13 protein-coding genes and 2 tRNA genes are annotated in these 16,834 nt (G+C 62.0%); 5 read left to right on the top strand and 10 right to left on the bottom strand.

The window, feature by feature from the left end:
• Positions 1-253: 253 nt before the first annotated feature.
• The 8 genes from ASO19_RS07765 to gyrA all read right to left on the bottom strand — a co-directional run bounded on the left by ASO19_RS07765 (position 254) and on the right by gyrA (position 8,399).
• On the bottom strand, positions 254-838 hold the full coding sequence (locus ASO19_RS07765; protein ID WP_258036063.1) for a cytochrome b: 585 nt from the start codon (positions 836-838) through the stop codon (positions 254-256).
• A gap of 109 nt (positions 839-947) precedes the next feature.
• Positions 948-1,391, bottom strand: a complete 444-nt coding sequence (locus ASO19_RS07760; RefSeq protein WP_154980901.1) for a pseudoazurin — start codon at positions 1,389-1,391, stop codon at positions 948-950.
• 87 nt (positions 1,392-1,478) lie between these two features.
• Complete coding sequence (gene katG, locus ASO19_RS07755; protein WP_043561779.1) at positions 1,479-3,719, bottom strand: catalase/peroxidase HPI; 2,241 nt, start codon at positions 3,717-3,719, stop codon at positions 1,479-1,481.
• Between the two features lie 486 nt (positions 3,720-4,205).
• Positions 4,206-4,292 (bottom strand) — tRNA-Leu (locus ASO19_RS07750).
• A 17-nt stretch (positions 4,293-4,309) separates the two neighbouring features.
• Positions 4,310-4,385, bottom strand: a tRNA-Lys gene (locus tag ASO19_RS07745).
• 141 nt (positions 4,386-4,526) lie between these two features.
• Positions 4,527-5,006 carry a peptidylprolyl isomerase gene (locus tag ASO19_RS07740; protein ID WP_043561902.1) on the bottom strand — a complete coding sequence of 160 codons (480 nt, stop codon included), beginning with the start codon at positions 5,004-5,006 and terminating at the stop codon, positions 4,527-4,529.
• A gap of 116 nt (positions 5,007-5,122) precedes the next feature.
• A complete protein-coding gene (gene coaD, locus ASO19_RS07735; protein ID WP_373364577.1) occupies positions 5,123-5,629 on the bottom strand; it encodes a pantetheine-phosphate adenylyltransferase in 507 nt (168 codons plus the stop codon).
• Positions 5,622-8,399: a DNA gyrase subunit A gene (gene gyrA / locus ASO19_RS07730; protein WP_081562510.1), complete on the bottom strand. Its 2,778-nt coding sequence runs from the start codon at positions 8,397-8,399 to the stop codon at positions 5,622-5,624. Before gyrA ends, coaD begins: the two co-directional genes overlap by 8 nt.
• A gap of 120 nt (positions 8,400-8,519) precedes the next feature.
• Here gyrA and ASO19_RS07725 point away from each other — a divergent pair, with 120 nt between their 5' ends.
• The 3 genes from ASO19_RS07725 to ASO19_RS07715 are packed head-to-tail and all read left to right on the top strand — an operon-like array spanning position 8,520 to position 12,946.
• Entirely contained in the window at positions 8,520-9,926 is a 1,407-nt protein-coding gene (locus tag ASO19_RS07725) for an anthranilate synthase component I family protein (protein WP_258036095.1), read from the top strand.
• A gap of 3 nt (positions 9,927-9,929) precedes the next feature.
• Positions 9,930-10,751 (top strand): aminotransferase class IV, encoded by an 822-nt coding sequence (locus tag ASO19_RS07720; protein WP_103765745.1) that lies wholly within the window; start codon positions 9,930-9,932, stop codon positions 10,749-10,751.
• Between the two features lie 53 nt (positions 10,752-10,804).
• Positions 10,805-12,946 carry a S9 family peptidase gene (locus ASO19_RS07715; protein ID WP_103765744.1) on the top strand — a complete coding sequence of 714 codons (2,142 nt, stop codon included), beginning with the start codon at positions 10,805-10,807 and terminating at the stop codon, positions 12,944-12,946.
• Between the two features lie 66 nt (positions 12,947-13,012).
• Here the strand turns inward: ASO19_RS07715 and ASO19_RS07710 are convergent, their stop codons facing one another.
• Complete coding sequence (locus ASO19_RS07710; RefSeq protein ID WP_181005236.1) at positions 13,013-13,429, bottom strand: hypothetical protein; 417 nt, start codon at positions 13,427-13,429, stop codon at positions 13,013-13,015.
• A 230-nt stretch (positions 13,430-13,659) separates the two neighbouring features.
• Here ASO19_RS07710 and ykgO point away from each other — a divergent pair, with 230 nt between their 5' ends.
• Positions 13,660-13,785, top strand: a complete 126-nt coding sequence (gene ykgO / locus ASO19_RS07705) for a type B 50S ribosomal protein L36 (RefSeq protein ID WP_043561915.1) — start codon at positions 13,660-13,662, stop codon at positions 13,783-13,785.
• 171 nt (positions 13,786-13,956) lie between these two features.
• Positions 13,957-14,559: a hypothetical protein gene (locus tag ASO19_RS07700; RefSeq protein WP_143539967.1), complete on the top strand. Its 603-nt coding sequence runs from the start codon at positions 13,957-13,959 to the stop codon at positions 14,557-14,559.
• Positions 14,560-14,569: 10 nt separating this feature from the next.
• Here ASO19_RS07700 and ASO19_RS07695 read toward each other — a convergent pair whose 3' ends face one another.
• A complete protein-coding gene (locus ASO19_RS07695) occupies positions 14,570-16,819 on the bottom strand; it encodes a primosomal protein N' (protein WP_103765741.1) in 2,250 nt (749 codons plus the stop codon).
• Positions 16,820-16,834: the final 15 nt, after the last annotated feature.

The raw sequence follows: 16,834 nt of genomic DNA, 5'->3' as shown, positions 1-16,834 counted from the left end.
AGGTACCTAGCCTGTATATGATCCATCACCCAGCTTCAGGACTGCCGGACAGTGCCAATACGGCACCAGGGCAGCCAGTCTGGAAAGCAGAACAAGGATATGTTGTTTTCCTTATATCCTGCCTGATCCATCGACTGATACCACATCCCCCAGACTGGATAAAGCTGTGCCCCCCATTGGCAGCCAACATAAAAAAACACCCCCATCAAACCGATGAGGGTGCTTGCTGGCTGACCCGGCAAAAAGGAACCGCTTACCGTCCCCCCCCATGGCGGGGCAGGATGCGGTCCACCACCTGATCTTTCCGGATGAAACGGTGATAAAGAGCTGCCAGCACATGCAGGACTATGAATCCACCGAAAGTCCATGCAAGCCAGTTATGAACATCTGGCATGATTTCCGCCAGATAGCCGCTATCCATCACGCTCTGCGGCAGAGGGATCAACGGCCACGATACCAGCCCGAACAGCACGATCGGCATGGCCATGGCAGAGACCATGAGCCAGCCCGTCACGGGCAGGATGATCTGATACAGGTAGAGGAGCCCTTCCATCCCACCTGCCACCACACGCTGCCCTGCCGACAGGTCCTGCGGCAAGGCCGGGGCCCTATGTATCAGGCGCCAGAGGACACGCACCACGATCAGCAGCATGGTCACGATGCCGACAGACTTGTGCAGCTGATGCAGGGGTGTCGGATCATTGAGGGGTACATGATCCATATACAGCCCCAGGCCGATCATGAAGAGGATCAATACCGCAATCACCCAATGCAGGATGATGGCCACCGAACCATAACGTTCCGGTCTGCCGGTTCCTGTTTCCACTTTCTCTGACACACTCTGCCTCCATAGACCATGGAATAAAAAAACGGCCCCTCCGTTCCTGAGAACGGAAACAGGGCCGACCCAGCAGTAAACAGTCTCCAGCCCTTGGGCCAGACCCCTCTTACTTGCCCTTCTTGCTGTCCACATCCTGGAACAGCTCATTGAAGCGACGCTTGGCAGCGCCATAAAGCGGCGCCTTGCGGGCCTCTGCTTCATTGTTGGCATTATCGACAACAACCAGCCCTACCATGCCCAGCGCAAAATGGGGCAGGCACTTATAGCCATACAGACCCGGCTTGGTGAACTGTACCGTCTTTTCCTGGCTGAAAGGAACATTGATGGGCTGTGCGCCATCAGGTGTCATGCCGGGGATGGACTGGGCGTTATGACCCTTGTCCGTCGGAATGAAATGAACACTGTCACCAGAATGGATGTAAACGACAGCTGGCTCAAAAGAGAAACCGTGACTGCCACGGCTCAGCATCTGCACATCAACCGTTGCCGCCGTGGCAGAAAAGGCTGTTGCCATAAACAGGGCGAGTGCACCACCAGCAAATTTCAACATGCTATCCTCCACGTTTGGACAGACCGCCGGGGAGATGTCTCCCCGACGGAATGTATCGTCTGATCTTCCCGCAGGAAGGGACAGATCTTAGCGCTGCAGGTCGAAGCGGTCGAGGTTCATCACCTTCGTCCAGACCTTCACGAAGTCATTGTAGAACTTCGCCTTGCCATCGTTGGAGGCGTAAACCTCAGCAACGGCACGCAGCTCGGGGTTGGCACCGAAGACCAGGTCCACGTCCGTGGCTGTCCACTGCTTCTGCCCGGTTGCACGGTCAAAGCCCTCGTAAAGGTCTTCCTGACCCTCAACCTTCTGCCAGCGTGTGTCCATCGTCAGCACGTTGGTGAAGAAGTCCGTGCTCAGCACACCCGGGTTCTTCGTCAGCACACCGTTGGCGGAGTGACCCGTGTTGATGTCCAGAGTACGCAGACCACCCAGCAGGACTGTCATCTCAGGGATGGTCAGACCCAGCGTGTCAGCCTTGTCCACCAGAGCGTTCAGAGGCGGCGTGTTGTCCGCATCCGCACGGTAGTAGTTGCGGAAGGCATCAGCCGTCGGCTCCAGCAGGTTGAAGGAGTTGACGTCCGTCTGGTCCTGTGTGGCATCGCCACGGCCCGGAGCGAACGGCACCTGGATATTCACACCAGCCTTCTTGGCAGCATCCTCGATACCGACGCTACCGCCGAGAACGATGATGTCAGCCAGAGCAACCTTGCGGGCGCTGTGAGCGTTGAACTTGTCGCGGACCTGCTCCAGCTTCGGCAGGACGGTCTTCAGCTCTTCCGGATCGTTCACGGCCCAGCCGTTCTGCGGCATCAGGGCCAGACGGCCACCGTTGGCACCGCCACGGTGATCGGTCACGCGGTGGGAAGAAGCAGCAGCCCATGCTGTCTTGATCAGCTCACGGTCGGACAGACCGGTTGCAGCGATCAGCTTGCGCAGCTCACGGACGTCAGCCTGGTTGATCGGCTTGGCCGGCATGTTGACCGGGTCCTGCCACACGAAGGTTTCCTTCGGAACTTCGCTGCCGAAGTAGCGGCTCTTCGGACCCATGTCACGAACGACCAGCTTGAACCATGCACGGGCGAAGGCATCGGCGAACTCGTTCGGATGCTCGGCCCAGCGGGCAAGGATCTTGTGGTAGGCCGGATCGGTCTTCAGGGCGATGTCCGTGGTGAACATCATGATCGGACGCATCTTGGACGGATCGTTCGGGTTTGCCGGATCCGGAGCAATCTTGTCATCCGTCTTGGTGTGCCACTGGTGAGCACCGGTCGGGCTTGTGCCCAGCACCCAGTCATTGTTCAGCAGGTTGTCAATGTACTGCGTGGTGAAGTGGATCGGATCGGCAGACCAGGAGCCTTCCAGACCGCTGGTGGACGCATCGTCAGCCGTCTGCTTGCCCTTGATGCAGTGGTCGGCCCAGCCCAGACCCTGATGTTCCACACCGTTGGCAACCGGCGGGCCGCTCAGGCAGGAGTTTGGATGGGCACCATGAGCCTTGCCGAAGGTATGACCACCGGCGATCAGGGCCACGGTTTCTTCGTCATTCATGGCCATGCGGCCGAATGCCAGACGGATCATGGCAGCGGACTTGACCGGATCAGGATCGCCGTTCGGCCCTTCCGGGTTCACGTAGATCAGGCCCATGTGCGTGGCAGCCAGCGGGTGCTTCAGAGTACCGTTCTGACCGACCTGGAAGGAGCTCTTGTTCGGGAAGAACGTCGTGCCCGGACCCCAGTAGATCAGCTCGGACTGCCAGTCATCCGGACGACCACCGACGAAGCCGAGGGTCTTGAAGCCCATCTGGTTCAGGGCAACGTCACCGGTCAGGACGATAAGGTCACCCCAGGAGAGCTTCTCACCATACTTCTTCTTGACGGGCCACAGGAGGCGCTTGGCCTTGTCGAGGCTGGCATTGTCCGGCCAGTCGTTCAGCTGGGCGAAACGCTGCTGGGCACCCTCTTCACCACCACGGCCATCGATGGCACGGTACGTACCGGCATTGTGCCAGGCCATACGGATGAAGAACGGACCATAGTTGCCGTAGTCAGCCGGCCACCAGGGCTGAGAGGTCAGCATGACCTTCTCGATGTCCTTGCGGACTTCCTGAAGGTTCAGCTGCTCAAACTTCTTGTGATAGTTCGTATAATAATCCGCACCGTACGGATCAGACTCTGAATCGTGAGCACGCAGCTTGGCCAGGTTCATGCCCTTCGGCCAGTAGTACTGGTTCGGGCTCGGAACATCGGCAGCCATGGCTGCAGAGGCGAAAGATGTCAGGGTCGTGCTGGCGATCAGCAGAGCAGCCCCGAAATTCTTCAGTTTCATCCTGATCAGTTCCCCATTCATGGATAAGATCTCGACAGATTGTATAGCAACAACGAGCCGGAGCACGATTGGAGCCGTCCCACACGCCACTACTACACATCGCAGGAGTTATATTATCGAGGGGGGATAAAACAAGTAAATCGTTATTTTTAATAACTCTTATAAGTTAACTCTTTTCAGAGAAACCCTTCCTCATAAAGGAAACCTAGCATATATACAAGGAAAACTATTATTGCAAGCCCCTCACGATACCTTTGTTATCTTTTTTTGCCAGTTTCCTGCCATTTTCGGGCCATCTCTTACAATGTGGAACCTGGCCTGACAGCTTGTGTTTCCGCCCCACACGCTACCAGCACACAGGCAAGGGCATGAAATAAAGGGGCCGCTCTTTTATCAGCTGTTAAATATTCACAACAGCCCACACCAGTAATTCTGCTTCATATCAAGCACTCTGTTACCGGATATTATATTTTCTGGAAAAAAGACTGGTGCCCAGAAGAAGACTCGAACTTCCACGTCCTTGCGGACACAGGCACCTGAAGCCTGCGCGTCTACCAATTCCGCCATCTGGGCACACTCTCTTGCGAGCATGGTGAACCGGCTGGGACTCGAACCCAGGACCATTCGATTAAAAGTCGAATGCTCTACCAACTGAGCTACCGGTTCACTTGAGGAGGCTATCTACCTGCTCCCCCGGGGAGCGTCAACCCCGGAGGCCGCAGAAAACACCACCCTCACGATTTTCTTCATCCGCCGGACGGCACGCCACCATGCGGACGGAGAATCATCAGGTTTCAGACAGTTATGTCAGTTCTCGATGTAAGCCTTGATGATATGATCCGGATTCTGGACCATGCCAGAAGCCCCGGAGCCACGCTTGATCTTGTCCACATGCTCCATGCCCTCGATCACCTGACCGGCAATGGTGTACTGGCCATCCAGGGACGGTACACGGTCGAACATGATGAAGAACTGGCTGTTGGCGGAGTTCGGGTCCATCGTGCGGGCCATGCCCAGCGTGCCACGGTCGAAGGTGGCCGTCTGGCTGAACTCGGCCGGCAGGTCAGGATAGGAGCTGCCGCCCGTCCCCGTGCCTGTCGGGTCACCACCCTGTGCCATGAAGCCCTCGATCACACGATGGAACTTCACGCCGTTATAGAAACCCTCATTGGCCAGCGTCTCCAGACGCTCGACAGCCTTGGGGGCCAGATCGGGACGCAGGGCGATGACCACCTTGCCATCCTTCAGCTCCAGAACCAGCTTCTTGCCTGTTGTCGTACCTGTCATTGTCGTGCTCTCCCTGAGCTGATCGTTACCATCCTGACCACCGGCCCATGCCTGTGTCAGGGTTCCACCGGTCAAGGCAGAAACTGCTGCAAGACCGGCCATGAAATGTCGCCGTCTCATGTCTGTTCTCCTGTCAGTTTTGCCCGCACGAGGCGGGCGGTCATGGGGCTGACAAATGGGGAAATATCCCCCCCAAGACGGGCAATTTCCTTCACGATCCGGCTCGCCGTCGTACGGTGGCTCTCGGATGCCAGAAGAAAAACCGTTTCAATCTCCGGGGCCAGACGCCGCAGCGCACCGGAAAGCTGGGTCTCGAAATCGAAATCCCCGGCAGAACGCAGACCACGGATCACCGTGCCCGCCCCGGCCTGCCTCACGGCATCCACCAGAAGCGTGTCAAACCCGGTGACGGAAATGCGGTCCTTATGCGGCAGGGCGGCCACTTCCTGCTCCAGCAGCTCCCGTCGCTCCTCGAAACCCAGAAGGGGCCCCTTGGCATCATTGATCGCCACACCGACCACGACATGGTCGAACAGGGCCGCGGCCCGGTCGATCACGTCCAGATGACCGAACGTGACCGGGTCGAACGTGCCGGGATAGAAGCCGATGCGCCGGTCAGTCATCCGTCCCACCGGCATCAGCCGCCGGGGCAGCTCCGGTGTCTCCACCGTCCGCCCCATCAGCCTCGGTCTCACCCTCGGCGGTATCGTCCGCATCATCTTCCATCACGGGGAAGACGCTGATGATGCGCTCGTCACCATCCACACGGAAGAGCGTCACACCCCCTGCCTGACGGGACATCACACGCACCTGCTCGACCGGCAGACGGATGAGACGGCCCGTATCCGTCACCATCATCACGTCCGTGCCATCCAGCGTCACGAGCGTACCCACGACCTCACGCCCACGGCGGGCGTTGGAGAAGGTCATGTTGTTGATGCCCTGCCCGCCACGGCCGGAGACACGATAGTCATAGGCAGAGGACCGCCGCCCGAAGCCCGTGTCCGTCACGGTGAGCAGGATCTGCTCCTGCGCCTCAAGCTCGGCATAACGGTCTTCGCTCAGCGGGCTGTCAGCCAGAATCTCCTCAAGCCCTTCCTCATCGGAAGCCAGCTCGCTGCCATCCTCGATCTCTTCCTCCAGCCCCTCATCCCCGGGCTGGGCCGCCAGAACACGGCGATGGGCATTGGCAGCCCGGAGGTAAGCAGCCCGCTCCTCCACGCTGGCCTCGACATGGTTCAACACGGCTAGGGAAACGACCCGGTCACCGTCAGCAAGGCGGATGCCCCGCACACCGGTGCTGCCACGGCCAGCGAAAACACGCAGCACGTCATCCGTGATCTGGAAGCGGATGGCCCGGGCATTACGGGTGGCGAGGAACACGTCCTGCCCCTCCCGGCATGTTGCCACGCCGATCAGCTGGTCATTCTCATCCAGCTTCATGGCGATCAGACCGGAAGAACGGATGTTGCGGAAGTCGCTCAGGCGGTTGCGCCGCACGTTCCCGCTCGCCGTGGCAAAGACGAGATGCAGGTCATCCCACAGCTCCTCATCCTGCGGCAGCGGCAGAACGGCCGTGATGGTATCCTCGCCCAGCTCCGGCAGCAGGTTGACCAGTGCCCGCCCCTTGGCCGTCGGGGCTGCCTCCGGCAGGTGCCAGACCTTCATGCGGTAGGCCTTCCCGCCCGAGGAGAAGAACAGCACCCACTGGTGGGTATGGGCATTGAAGCTGCGGATGACGATGTCATCGCCTCGCCGCCCCGCTGCCGTGCGGCCACGGCCACCACGGTTCTGCGAACGGAACAGCTCCAGCGGCGTCCGCTTGATGAAACCGTCCCGTGTGATGGTCACCACCATCTGTCCCGGCTCGATCAGGCTCTCATCGGACTGGTCACCCAGCGCATCGGAGATTTCCGTGCAGCGTGGGTCAGCCAGAGCAGCACGGGCGGCCTGAAGCTCGTCCCGCATGACCTCCATGCGGCGCACATGGCTGCCAATGATCTCCAGAAGCTCCGTGATGCGGGCACTGACCTCTGCCAGCTCCGCCTGAATCTTCTCACGCTCCAGACCGGTCAGACGCTGGAGGCGCAGCTCCAGAATCCCACGGGCCTGCGCTTCTGTCAGATGGACACGGCCATCGACGATCACATTGCCTTCATCATGGATCAGCTCCAGCAGCGGCTCCACGTCGGCGGCAGGCCATGTGCGTGTCATGAGCTGCTCACGGGCCGTGGCGGCATCCGGGGCGGAACGGATGAGGGCGATCACCTCGTCAATGTTGGCCACGGCCAGCACCAGACCGACCAGCAGATGCCCCCGATCCCTCGCCTTGTTCAGGTCGAAACGGGCACGGCGGAGAATCACATCCTCACGGAAGCGGATGAAGGCCTCCAGCACGTCCCGCAGCCCCATGGTGCGGGGGCGGCCTTCATCCAGTGCCAGCATGTTGACGCTGAAGCTCGTCTGAAGCTGGGTGAAACGGTAAAGCTGGTTCAGCACCACTTCCGGCGTGGCGTCACGCTTCAGCTCGATCACCACCCGCATGCCGGAACGGTCACTTTCATCCCGGATGTCGGAAATGCCTTCAATGTCCTTGGAGCGGACGAGATCGGCAATCTTCTCCTGCAGTGTGGCCTTGTTGACCTGATATGGAATCTCCGTCACCACGATGGCGAAGCGGTCCTTGCGGATCTCCTCGATCTCGGCACGGGCACGGACAGGGATGGAGCCACGGCCCGTCTCATAGGCCTGCCGGATGCCCCGACGGCCCATGATGATCCCGCCGGTCGGGAAATCCGGCCCCGGGACGATCTGCATCAGCTCTTCCAGCGTCATGTCCGGGTTGGCGATCAGGGCCAGAACGGCATCGATCACCTCGCCCGGATTGTGGGGCGGGATGTTGGTGGCCATGCCCACCGCAATGCCGGACGCCCCATTGACCAGAAGATTCGGGAAGGCAGCCGGAAGAACCTGCGGCTCCTGCTCGCTCTCGTCATAGTTGGGCTGGAAGGCGACCGTATCCCGGTCAATGTCATCCAGCAGGAAGGAGGCAGATTTGGCCAGCCGGGCCTCGGTGTAGCGCATGGCCGCCGGACTGTCGCCATCGACAGACCCGAAATTGCCCTGCCCATCCACCAGCCGCACACGCATGGACCAGGACTGCGCCATGCGCACCATGGCGTCGTAAATGGAACTGTCACCATGCGGGTGATATTTACCCATCACGTCACCGACCGCACGGGCCGACTTGCGGTAGGGCTTGTCCGCCGTGAAACCACTCTCCCGCATGGCGTACAGGATACGCCGGTGCACGGGCTTGAGGCCGTCACGCACATCTGGCAGCGCACGGGAAACAATCACCGACATCGCATAGGCCAGATAGGAGGAACGCATTTCCTCTTCAATCGTCACCGGGAGGCGGTCGGAAGGCAAAATATCGTGCGGCTCGCTCAAGACAGGTCCACCAGTTTTCTGTAAATGGTCAGTGATCGAGCATAACCCATTCTACCTCAGGTGCCTAGTTCCTCCCCACCCGCCCTGCTGCAACGTGACCGGATACCCCGCCCCTCCCCCATGCCTTTTTCTCCTCCTCTTCCTGCCCCCCACATCACGGAACTGCCATGGTGCCCCCCGGAGCGGCTCTTCCCCCTCTGCCGGGAGGGAGGCGCATCCGTCTTTCTCGATAGCGGCGGCCCGGCAGAACAGGAACGGCATCGCTGGAGCTTCCTCTGTCCCCGTCCGGCCGGACGGCTCACCCTGCCCCTGGCGGAGATGCACCATCTCCCGCAGCATCTGCGGGCCTTTCTGGCCGCCCATGCACCGGCGGGCCGCCCTTCCCCCCATCTGCCGGAACTTCCCTTCACCGGCGGCGTGATCGGCCTGCTCAGCTATGAGGCCGGCATGGCCCGTGAGGGCCTCACCTCCCGCCACGCAACGGGCTGCCCCGCCTTCACAGCACTGGCCTGCCGGGACCTGTTCATTTTCGACAGGCGGGAGCAGAGGCTCTGGTGGGCCAGTGCGGACGGCACCCCACCACCGGGCCAGCCCGCCACCACGGCCAGACCGGACCACCCGGGGCCGTCTCTCACTCCCGTGGCCGAACAGGATGCCGCCACGTGGCAGGCTGCCGTCCGGACCGTGCAGGAGTACATTGCGGCCGGAGACATCTTTCAGGCCAACCTGACAATGCGCTGGGTCGCCCCCCGCCCGGAGACGCTCGATCTGCACGCCCTCTACAATCAGCTCCGCACTCGCTGCCCGGCCCCTTTCGGGGCCTGGTTCCACACGCCGGACTTCACGCTGCTCAGTGCCTCGGTCGAACGCTTTCTTTCACTGGACCGTCAGGGACGCATCGAGACACGGCCCATCAAGGGCACCTGCCCCGTCAGTGATGATCCCCAGCAGAATGACGCCCTGAAAGAGGCCCTCCACAGGGATGAGAAAGAGCTGGCCGAGAACCTGATGATCACCGACCTCATGCGCCACGACATCGGCAGGGTCTGTCAGCTGGGCAGTGTGAATGTTCCGCAGCTTTTTGCCGTGGAACGGTTCGCTCACGTTCACCATCTCGTCTCCAGCGTGACGGGGCAGCTTCAAAGGGACCATGATGCCACCGACCTTCTGGCAGCCACGATTCCCCCCGGTTCCGTCACCGGAGCCCCGAAATACCGGGCCATGCAGATCATTGATGAGGTCGAGTCTTCTGCCAGAGGAGCCTATTGCGGCACGCTTTTCCGGCTGGGCTGGGATGGTGCGCTGGACAGTTCCGTCATCATCCGCAGCATCAGCGCCACAGCCAGCCATTTGCAGGTAGGAGCCGGTGGGGGCATCACCTACCCTTCACATCCAGAGCGGGAATATGAGGAAATGTGCCTCAAGGCCGCTCCCCTGCTGGCCGTCCTGCGTGACCATGGAGCCTGATGCATGGCACCCACACCCTGCCCCTTTCTCTGGCTCAATGACCAGCTGCTCCCGGCGGACAGTCCAGCCATCATGGCACAGGACCGTGGTTTTCTGCTGGGTGATGGGCTTTTTGAAACCATGCAGCTTCGCCACGGAGCTGCCCCCCGGCTGGAAGCCCATCTGGCACGGCTGGAAGATGGCTGCCATACCCTGCGCCTGCCCTTTCCCGGACGGGACACGATCCGACAGGCCCTGCCCCACCTGATGGCTGCCAACAGCCTGACGGATGGTTCCGCCCGCCTGACCCTCACACGAGGCCCCGGCCCAAGAGGGCTGGCTCCGCCTGTCAGACCACACACCACACTGCTCATCACGACAGCCCCGCCGTCAGAACAGTCCGCTCCCCCCGTCCGGCTGCATGTCAGCACGCAGCGACGGGACAGGCAGGCCGTGCTGAACCGGGTGAAGTCCCTCAACGCCCTGCCCGCCATCCTTGCCCGCATGGAAGCACGGGAAAAAGGGGCCGATGATGCCCTCTGGCTCACCCACGAGGGTGAGATTGCCGAAGCCACAGCCGCCAGCTTTCTGGCCCTGCTGGATGGGCAGATCGTCACGCCACCCCTCTCCGCCGGAATCCTGCCCGGAATCTCCCGGGGCCGCCTGCTCTCTGCCGGTCTCTGCACGGAACGCCTCCTGACGGAAGCCGACATTCCCAAGTTCCAGGGGGCCTGGCTCATCACGGCCCTGAGCCTGACCCCGGTCGCCGCCATAGGGACGCAGGCGCTGCCACTTCAGCCGGAACAGACGGGCCGGCTGCGGCATTTTCTTTATGACGCCTCATGACGTCTCCATCTGGACCATTGAATCCCTGCCGATCAACAGCCACATCTTCCCCCATGACTGCTGACAAACACACCGCTCCCGCCCTGCCCAAGGCCCCCGTGGCCCGGCGCAATCCCGTCGTGCTGGAACAGCTCGGCCGCACCCGTACGGATTCCTACGCATGGATGAAGGACGAAAACTGGCAGAAGGTCCTGCGGGACCCGTCCGTCCTGCGGGATGACATACGCTCCCATCTGAAACAGGAAAACGCCTATACGGAGGCCGTCCTCGCCGGAACGGTGCCGCTTCAGGAAGACCTCTTCAAGGAGATGGTCGGCCGCATTCCTCCGGCAGAAGAGTCCGTGCCGCTGCCTGACGGGCCGTGGCTGTACGGCCTGCGCTTCGAGAAGGACGCCCAGTACCCGCTCCATGTCCGCCGCCCCCGCAAGGCCGGGGCCAGCGAGGCCGACGGACCGGAAGAAATCCTGCTGGACGTGAACGAACTGGCCGCCCGGCACAGCTTCTACAGCCTCGCCCAGGCCGCCCACACAGAGGACCACCGTTATTACGTCTATGCCGAGGACGTGCAGGGGTCGGAAGTCTACCGGATTCAGGTCAAGGACCTTGCCACGGGTGAACTCTGCGCCCCCGCCGTGGAAAGCAGCACGGGCAGCTTCACCCTCTCCCCGGACAGCCAGCATCTCTTCTGGATCTACCGGGACGACAATGGTCGCCCCTCCCGCATCTATCGCCGCCCGCTTCTGGGTGATGAGGACACGCTCATCTTTGACGAAACCGACCCCGGCTTCTTCCTCAGCATCGGTGTCAGTGCCTCCCGGAAATGGATCGCCATTGAAAGGGGTGACCATGACACGAACGAGACCCTGCTCATCCCCGCCTCAGACCCGACGGCCATGCCCAAAGTCGCTGCACCGCTGGTGCGGGGGGAACGCTACAGCCTGACCCACTGGCAGGACCGCTTCATCGTCCTGACCAACGCAGGCGGGGCCGTGGACTTCAAGCTGATGACGGCCCCGGAAGCCACGCCGGACCGTGCCCACTGGCAGGAGTTCCTGCCCCATGAGGAAGGCCATTTCCTCCTCGGTGTCAGTGCCGGGAAGGACCATCTGGCCTGGCTGGAGCGGCGCAACGGCAATACGGAAATCTTCACCCTCAGCCGTGAGGACGCCGACAGGGGCGACATCCGCCGCCATGCCCGCCATATCAGCATGGACGAACCCGCCTATACGCTCAGCCTGCTGGGCGTGCTGGAATATGACCAGCCCTTCCTGCGCTACATCTACCAGTCCCCCACGACCCCGGCGCACTGGTATGATTATGACATGCGGACAGGGGAGAAAAACCTCCGCAAGGTGCGGGAGGTTCCCTCGGGCCACGACCCTGCCGCCTATGAAACACGCCGCCTGTTCGCCCGGGCTGATGATGGCGCCATGGTGCCCGTCACCCTCCTGATGAAGAAGGGGACGAAGCTGGATGGGCAGAATCCCATGCTGCTGTACGGCTATGGTTCCTACGGCATCTCCATGGAGGCCAGCTTCTCCACCACCGCCCTCAGCCTCGTGGACCGTGGCGTGATCCATGCCACGGCCCACGTGCGGGGTGGCAGTGAAAAGGGCTGGAACTGGTTCCTTGAAGGGCGGGCGACCAAGAAAACCAACAGCTTCACCGACTTCATCAGCTGTGCCCGGCACCTGATTGCCGAAGGCTACACCGCCCCCCGCCGCATCGTGGCGCATGGGGGCTCGGCAGGCGGGCTGCTGATGGGAGCCGTTGCCAACATGGCACCGGAGCTGTTTGCCGGTATCGCCGCACAGGTACCGTTCGTGGACATGCTGAACACCATGTCGGACGTCTCCCTGCCGCTTACGCCGCCGGAATGGCCGGAATGGGGTAACCCGCTGACGGACCCGGAGGCTTACGACCTCATCGCCAGCTATTCTCCCTATGACAATATCCGCCCCGTCTCCTACCCGGCCATTCTGGCCCTGGGAGGGTTGTCCGACCCACGGGTAACCTACTGGGAGCCTGCCAAATGGATCGCCCGCCTGCGGGAAGAGGCACGGGGGGGGCCCTTCCTCTGCCAGATCAACATGGAGGCAGGGCATGGTGGGTCTTCGGGGCGCTTTGCCCGCCTGAAGGAAGTGGCTCTCGTGCAGGCCTTCGCCCTCTGGAGCCTGAAACAGGCAGAAAACTGACCTCCTGAAAGAAAAGCCCCTGCTCCTTTTACGGAACAGGGGCTTTTTCCTGGCGGTCCCGCCCACTTACTGGAGATCGTCGCCCTGATCTTCCGAATCGAGTTCAGAGAGCTGGTTACATATCTTGCCCAGCCGTGCATTCTGCCCGGCAACCCCACCCCCACAGGCCGTGCGTGCATCCCGGCCGCAGCTGGCAATCACGCTCTCCATGTCCGATTCCAGCACATCCCGTAGAAGACCGACATCGAAGCTGCGCTGGGCCGTTTCCTCGTCATCCAGCTGCTTCTGCACCCTGCGCATCTCATCCAGGGTCTTCAGGCACTGGTTGCCCGCCGAATTCGGGCTGACCCGCAGAACAGCAAGGATATTGTTCACCACGACGCCCTTGGCATTCACGGCTGGGTCGTCATCATCCGTTCGGGCCGCCCCCCCTGCCCAGGCCTGGCTGGCCAGACAGAGGCTCCCCAGGAAAAGAACCGGCACGAGCTTGCGGAAACATGAAGGACGAAAAGATGGAAACTGGCTCATGCCGGGCAACATAATCTGAAAAGGATCAGGAAGAAATGGGGTTTTGGCCGCCACAACCTTGACTCACCCCCAAAGGACAGGGTATGCGGACGCCAAGTTTCGCGGGCGTCTCAGCCCTGCATTATGAGAGCCGCTGTCCGGAAGGGCAGGCAGGCCTGTCTTTTCTGTCGGGGAGCCTGAACATCATGAAGATCCGTAACAGCCTGAAGTCCGCCAAGGTTCGTGACAAGAACTGCCGTGTCGTGCGTCGTCGCGGCCGCGTGTATGTCATCAACAAGCAGAACCCGCGCATGAAGGCCCGTCAGGGCTGAGCTGACAGACGGATGGGACGGTGCGGCATGTCCACGGCTCCGCTGCGCCACCCTGTCTTTCATGCTCTGAAGCGTGAAGCCCCCTCCGGGGGGCTGAGGCCTCCCGCTTTTCGGCTGGGGGCTTTTTTTATGGCGGCGGCCTGTCTACTCTACAGTGCAGGGCCAGCGGCCATGGCAGCCACCGCTCCGGCCCACAAGCCAGTGCAGGGCCAGCCCCATGCAGCAATACCCGCACCCGACTCCAAAAACAGCCTTCATGTTCCACCGCCCCCAAAGCCGCACAGCCCGAGCCTGAAAGAAAAGCTGGAACAGACCGAGCAGGCCATTGCCAGCGAACAGGATGACCAGAAGGCCCACAGCCTGATGAAAAAGGCTGACACGCTGCGCCTCTACAGTGTCAAGAACAGTGGCCGCATCCTGCTCAGCGAGGCACAGGCTGAACTCAAACAGGGCCATACAGGTGACGCTGAAAAAGACCTCTCCGCGGCTCTGACCCTCCAGCCCGACAACGCCTTCCTCCGCCGCCAGCGGGCTGCCGTCCGCTTTCTCGGCAATGATCTGACAGGAGCCGTGCAGGACCTTCAGGTGGCGCTGGTGCATGACCCTGGCGATGCCCAGAGCTGGGACATTCTGGCCCACACGCAGGAACATCTCCATCATCCCCATCAGGCCCTCCATGCCTATACCGAGGCCCTGACACACGCCCCCCTGCTCCCGGACGGACAGAAACGCTACCGGCAGCTGGAACAGCAGGCCAACGGCATCCCGGACTGACCTTTCCCGGTTACATGAAAGACACCGGGTCCACGTCCACGTCGATGCGGGCATCATTCTTGCGGGGCGCACCGTCCAGCCACCGCCTCAGCAGGGGCTGAAGGGCGATGTCCCGCCGGGTCCGCAGGAGAAGACGGTAACGGTAGCGGTCCCGCAACAGGGCCAGAGGGGCCGGAGCCGGCCCCAGAACCTGAATCCCCTCCCCCCGTGGGGCGTGCATGGCCAGCAGGCGGGCCAGCTCCTCCGCCTGCCGCTCCTTCGGCGCACTGACGATCACGGCAGCAAGACGCCCGTAAGGAGGCCAGAATCCCGGACGACGCTGGGCAGCCTCCTGCTCCATGAAGCTGATGAAGTCATTGGCCAGCAGGGCCTTCATCACCGGGTGATCGCCCGCATAGCTCTGCAACATAACCTGCCCCGGCTTTGTCCCACGCCCTGCACGCCCCGCCACCTGATGCAGCAGCTGCATGGTCCGTTCCGCCGCCCGCAAGTCACCCCCACCCAGCCCGAGGTCCGCATCCACCACCCCGACCAGTGTCAGGTCCGGGAAGTGCCAGCCCTTGGCCACGACCTGCGTGCCAATGATGAGGTCCACCTCCCTGCTGGCGATTTTCCGCACGGCCTCTTCCATGGCCGTGGGCGAGGTCAGCGTGTCGGAGGCCATGCTCAGCAGCCGTGCATCCGGGAAGCGGGCCTGTGCCTCCTCATGAATGCGCTCCACCCCCGGGCCGATCGGCACGAGACTGTCCTGCGCCCCGCAGGATGGACAGGCACTGACAAGTGGCTGGGTGTATTCACAGTGATGACAGGCCAGAATCCGGCGGCGCCTGTGCTCCACCATCCACGCCGAACAATGAGGACATTGCAGGCGGTGCCCACAGGCACGGCACAACGTCATCGGCGCATAGCCACGCCGGTTCAGAAACAGCATGCTCTGCTCCCCGGCCTTCATCCGCTCTTCAATGCTCTCACAGAGCAGAGGGGATAGAAACTGCCCCCGCTCCGGGCCATGCTCCTTCATGTCGATCAGGGTGATCTCCGGCATCTGGGCCGTTCCATGCCGGGCCTCCAGCACCTCATGACGGAAGCGCCCCTTCTGCACATTGACGAGCGTCTCCATGGACGGTGTGGCGGAGACGAGAATGACCGCCCCCTGCACCAGCCTCGCCCGCACGATGGCCATGTCCCGCCCGTGATAGAGAACGCCTTCTTCCTGCTTGTAGGTGTTCTCGTGTTCCTCATCGACCACCACAAGCCCGAGACGGGCAAAAGGCAGGAACAGGGCAGAGCGTGCCCCCACGACAACCTGCTGCCGTCCCTCGGCAATGGCGCACCATGTCTCCCGCCGTGTCTTCTGCCCCAGCTCGGAATGCCAGACGGCAGGCCGGATGCCGAAGCGCCGTTCAAAACGGTCCGTCCACTGGGCCGTCAGGACGATCTCCGGCAGCAGCACCAGTACCTGCCTGCCCTGCCTCAGGCACGCTGCCACAGCCTCGAAATAGACCTCCGTCTTGCCGGACCCCGTCACCCCCTCCAGCAGCGTGACATTGAAGGTCCGCTCCTCCACGCCGGCCACCAGAGCCTCCGCCGCCTCGGCCTGCTCTGCGGAAAGGGTCGGCGGGGCATGGTCCGGGTCCGCCTGTCCGGCAGGGGATGGTACCTCCATGAGGCACTCTTCCAGCACCCCTGCATTGGCCAGACCCCGGATCACCGCCGCACTGGCCCCGCTCTGCGCCGCCAGCATCGCCGTGGTGCCGGGACCACCCTGTTCCAGAGCCTCCAGAACGGCCCTGCGGGCCGGGGTCAGACGCAGCGTGTCCGGCAGGGGGCCGGGTTTCCGCATCCAGCCCATGAGGGGTTTCATGCTGCCCGCCTGCGCCGGAACCCGCAGGGCAATGGCCAGCACCATGCCCGGCGCACTCAGGCCATAGGCCGCCACCCAGTCGATGAACTGGCGGAGATCATCCGGGAGGGGCGGTACATGTTCCAGCACGGCCGAGATGGGACGCAGTTTTGCAAAAGCGAACGTTTTCCCTCTGGAGACCGGACGGAAATCGACAGGAAGATGGGCTGGCTCGCCGTCCCACACACAACCTGTCAGCTCCTGCCGCCCCAGCGGCACACGCACCAGCGTTCCCGGTGCCAGAAGCCTGTCGGACCGATAATCCAGCGGGCCATCGAAGGGACGGGGCACCAGAACGGAAAGACGATGACCGGCTTCCATTCTCCTGCTATGGGGAGGGAGGCTGTTTTCTGCCATGTCTTCATCCTAACC

The sequence above is a fragment of the Parasaccharibacter apium genome, assembly GCF_002917995.1.
Taxonomy (GTDB): Bacteria; Pseudomonadota; Alphaproteobacteria; order Acetobacterales; family Acetobacteraceae; genus Bombella; species Bombella apis.
The sequence above is the reverse complement of the archived record's forward strand: the minus strand, read 5'-3'. Positions and strand labels throughout refer to the sequence as shown.

Coding starts and splice junctions, on each gene's coding strand:
- ASO19_RS07740 (WP_043561902.1), bottom strand. CDS start 5,006: ATGACAGGTACGACAACAGGCAAGAAGCTGGTTCTGGAGCTGAAGGAT.
- ykgO (WP_043561915.1), top strand. CDS start 13,660: ATGAAGATCCGTAACAGCCTGAAGTCCGCCAAGGTTCGTGACAAGAAC.
- ASO19_RS07695 (WP_103765741.1), bottom strand. CDS start 16,819: ATGGCAGAAAACAGCCTCCCTCCCCATAGCAGGAGAATGGAAGCCGGT.
- coaD (WP_373364577.1), bottom strand. CDS start 5,629: ATGACTGACCGGCGCATCGGCTTCTATCCCGGCACGTTCGACCCGGTC.
- ASO19_RS07760 (WP_154980901.1), bottom strand. CDS start 1,391: ATGTTGAAATTTGCTGGTGGTGCACTCGCCCTGTTTATGGCAACAGCC.
- gyrA (WP_081562510.1), bottom strand. CDS start 8,399: ATGCGTTCCTCCTATCTGGCCTATGCGATGTCGGTGATTGTTTCCCGT.
- katG (WP_043561779.1), bottom strand. CDS start 3,719: ATGAAACTGAAGAATTTCGGGGCTGCTCTGCTGATCGCCAGCACGACC.
- ASO19_RS07720 (WP_103765745.1), top strand. CDS start 9,930: ATGGCACCCACACCCTGCCCCTTTCTCTGGCTCAATGACCAGCTGCTC.
- ASO19_RS07715 (WP_103765744.1), top strand. CDS start 10,805: ATGACTGCTGACAAACACACCGCTCCCGCCCTGCCCAAGGCCCCCGTG.
- ASO19_RS07700 (WP_143539967.1), top strand. CDS start 13,957: ATGGCAGCCACCGCTCCGGCCCACAAGCCAGTGCAGGGCCAGCCCCAT.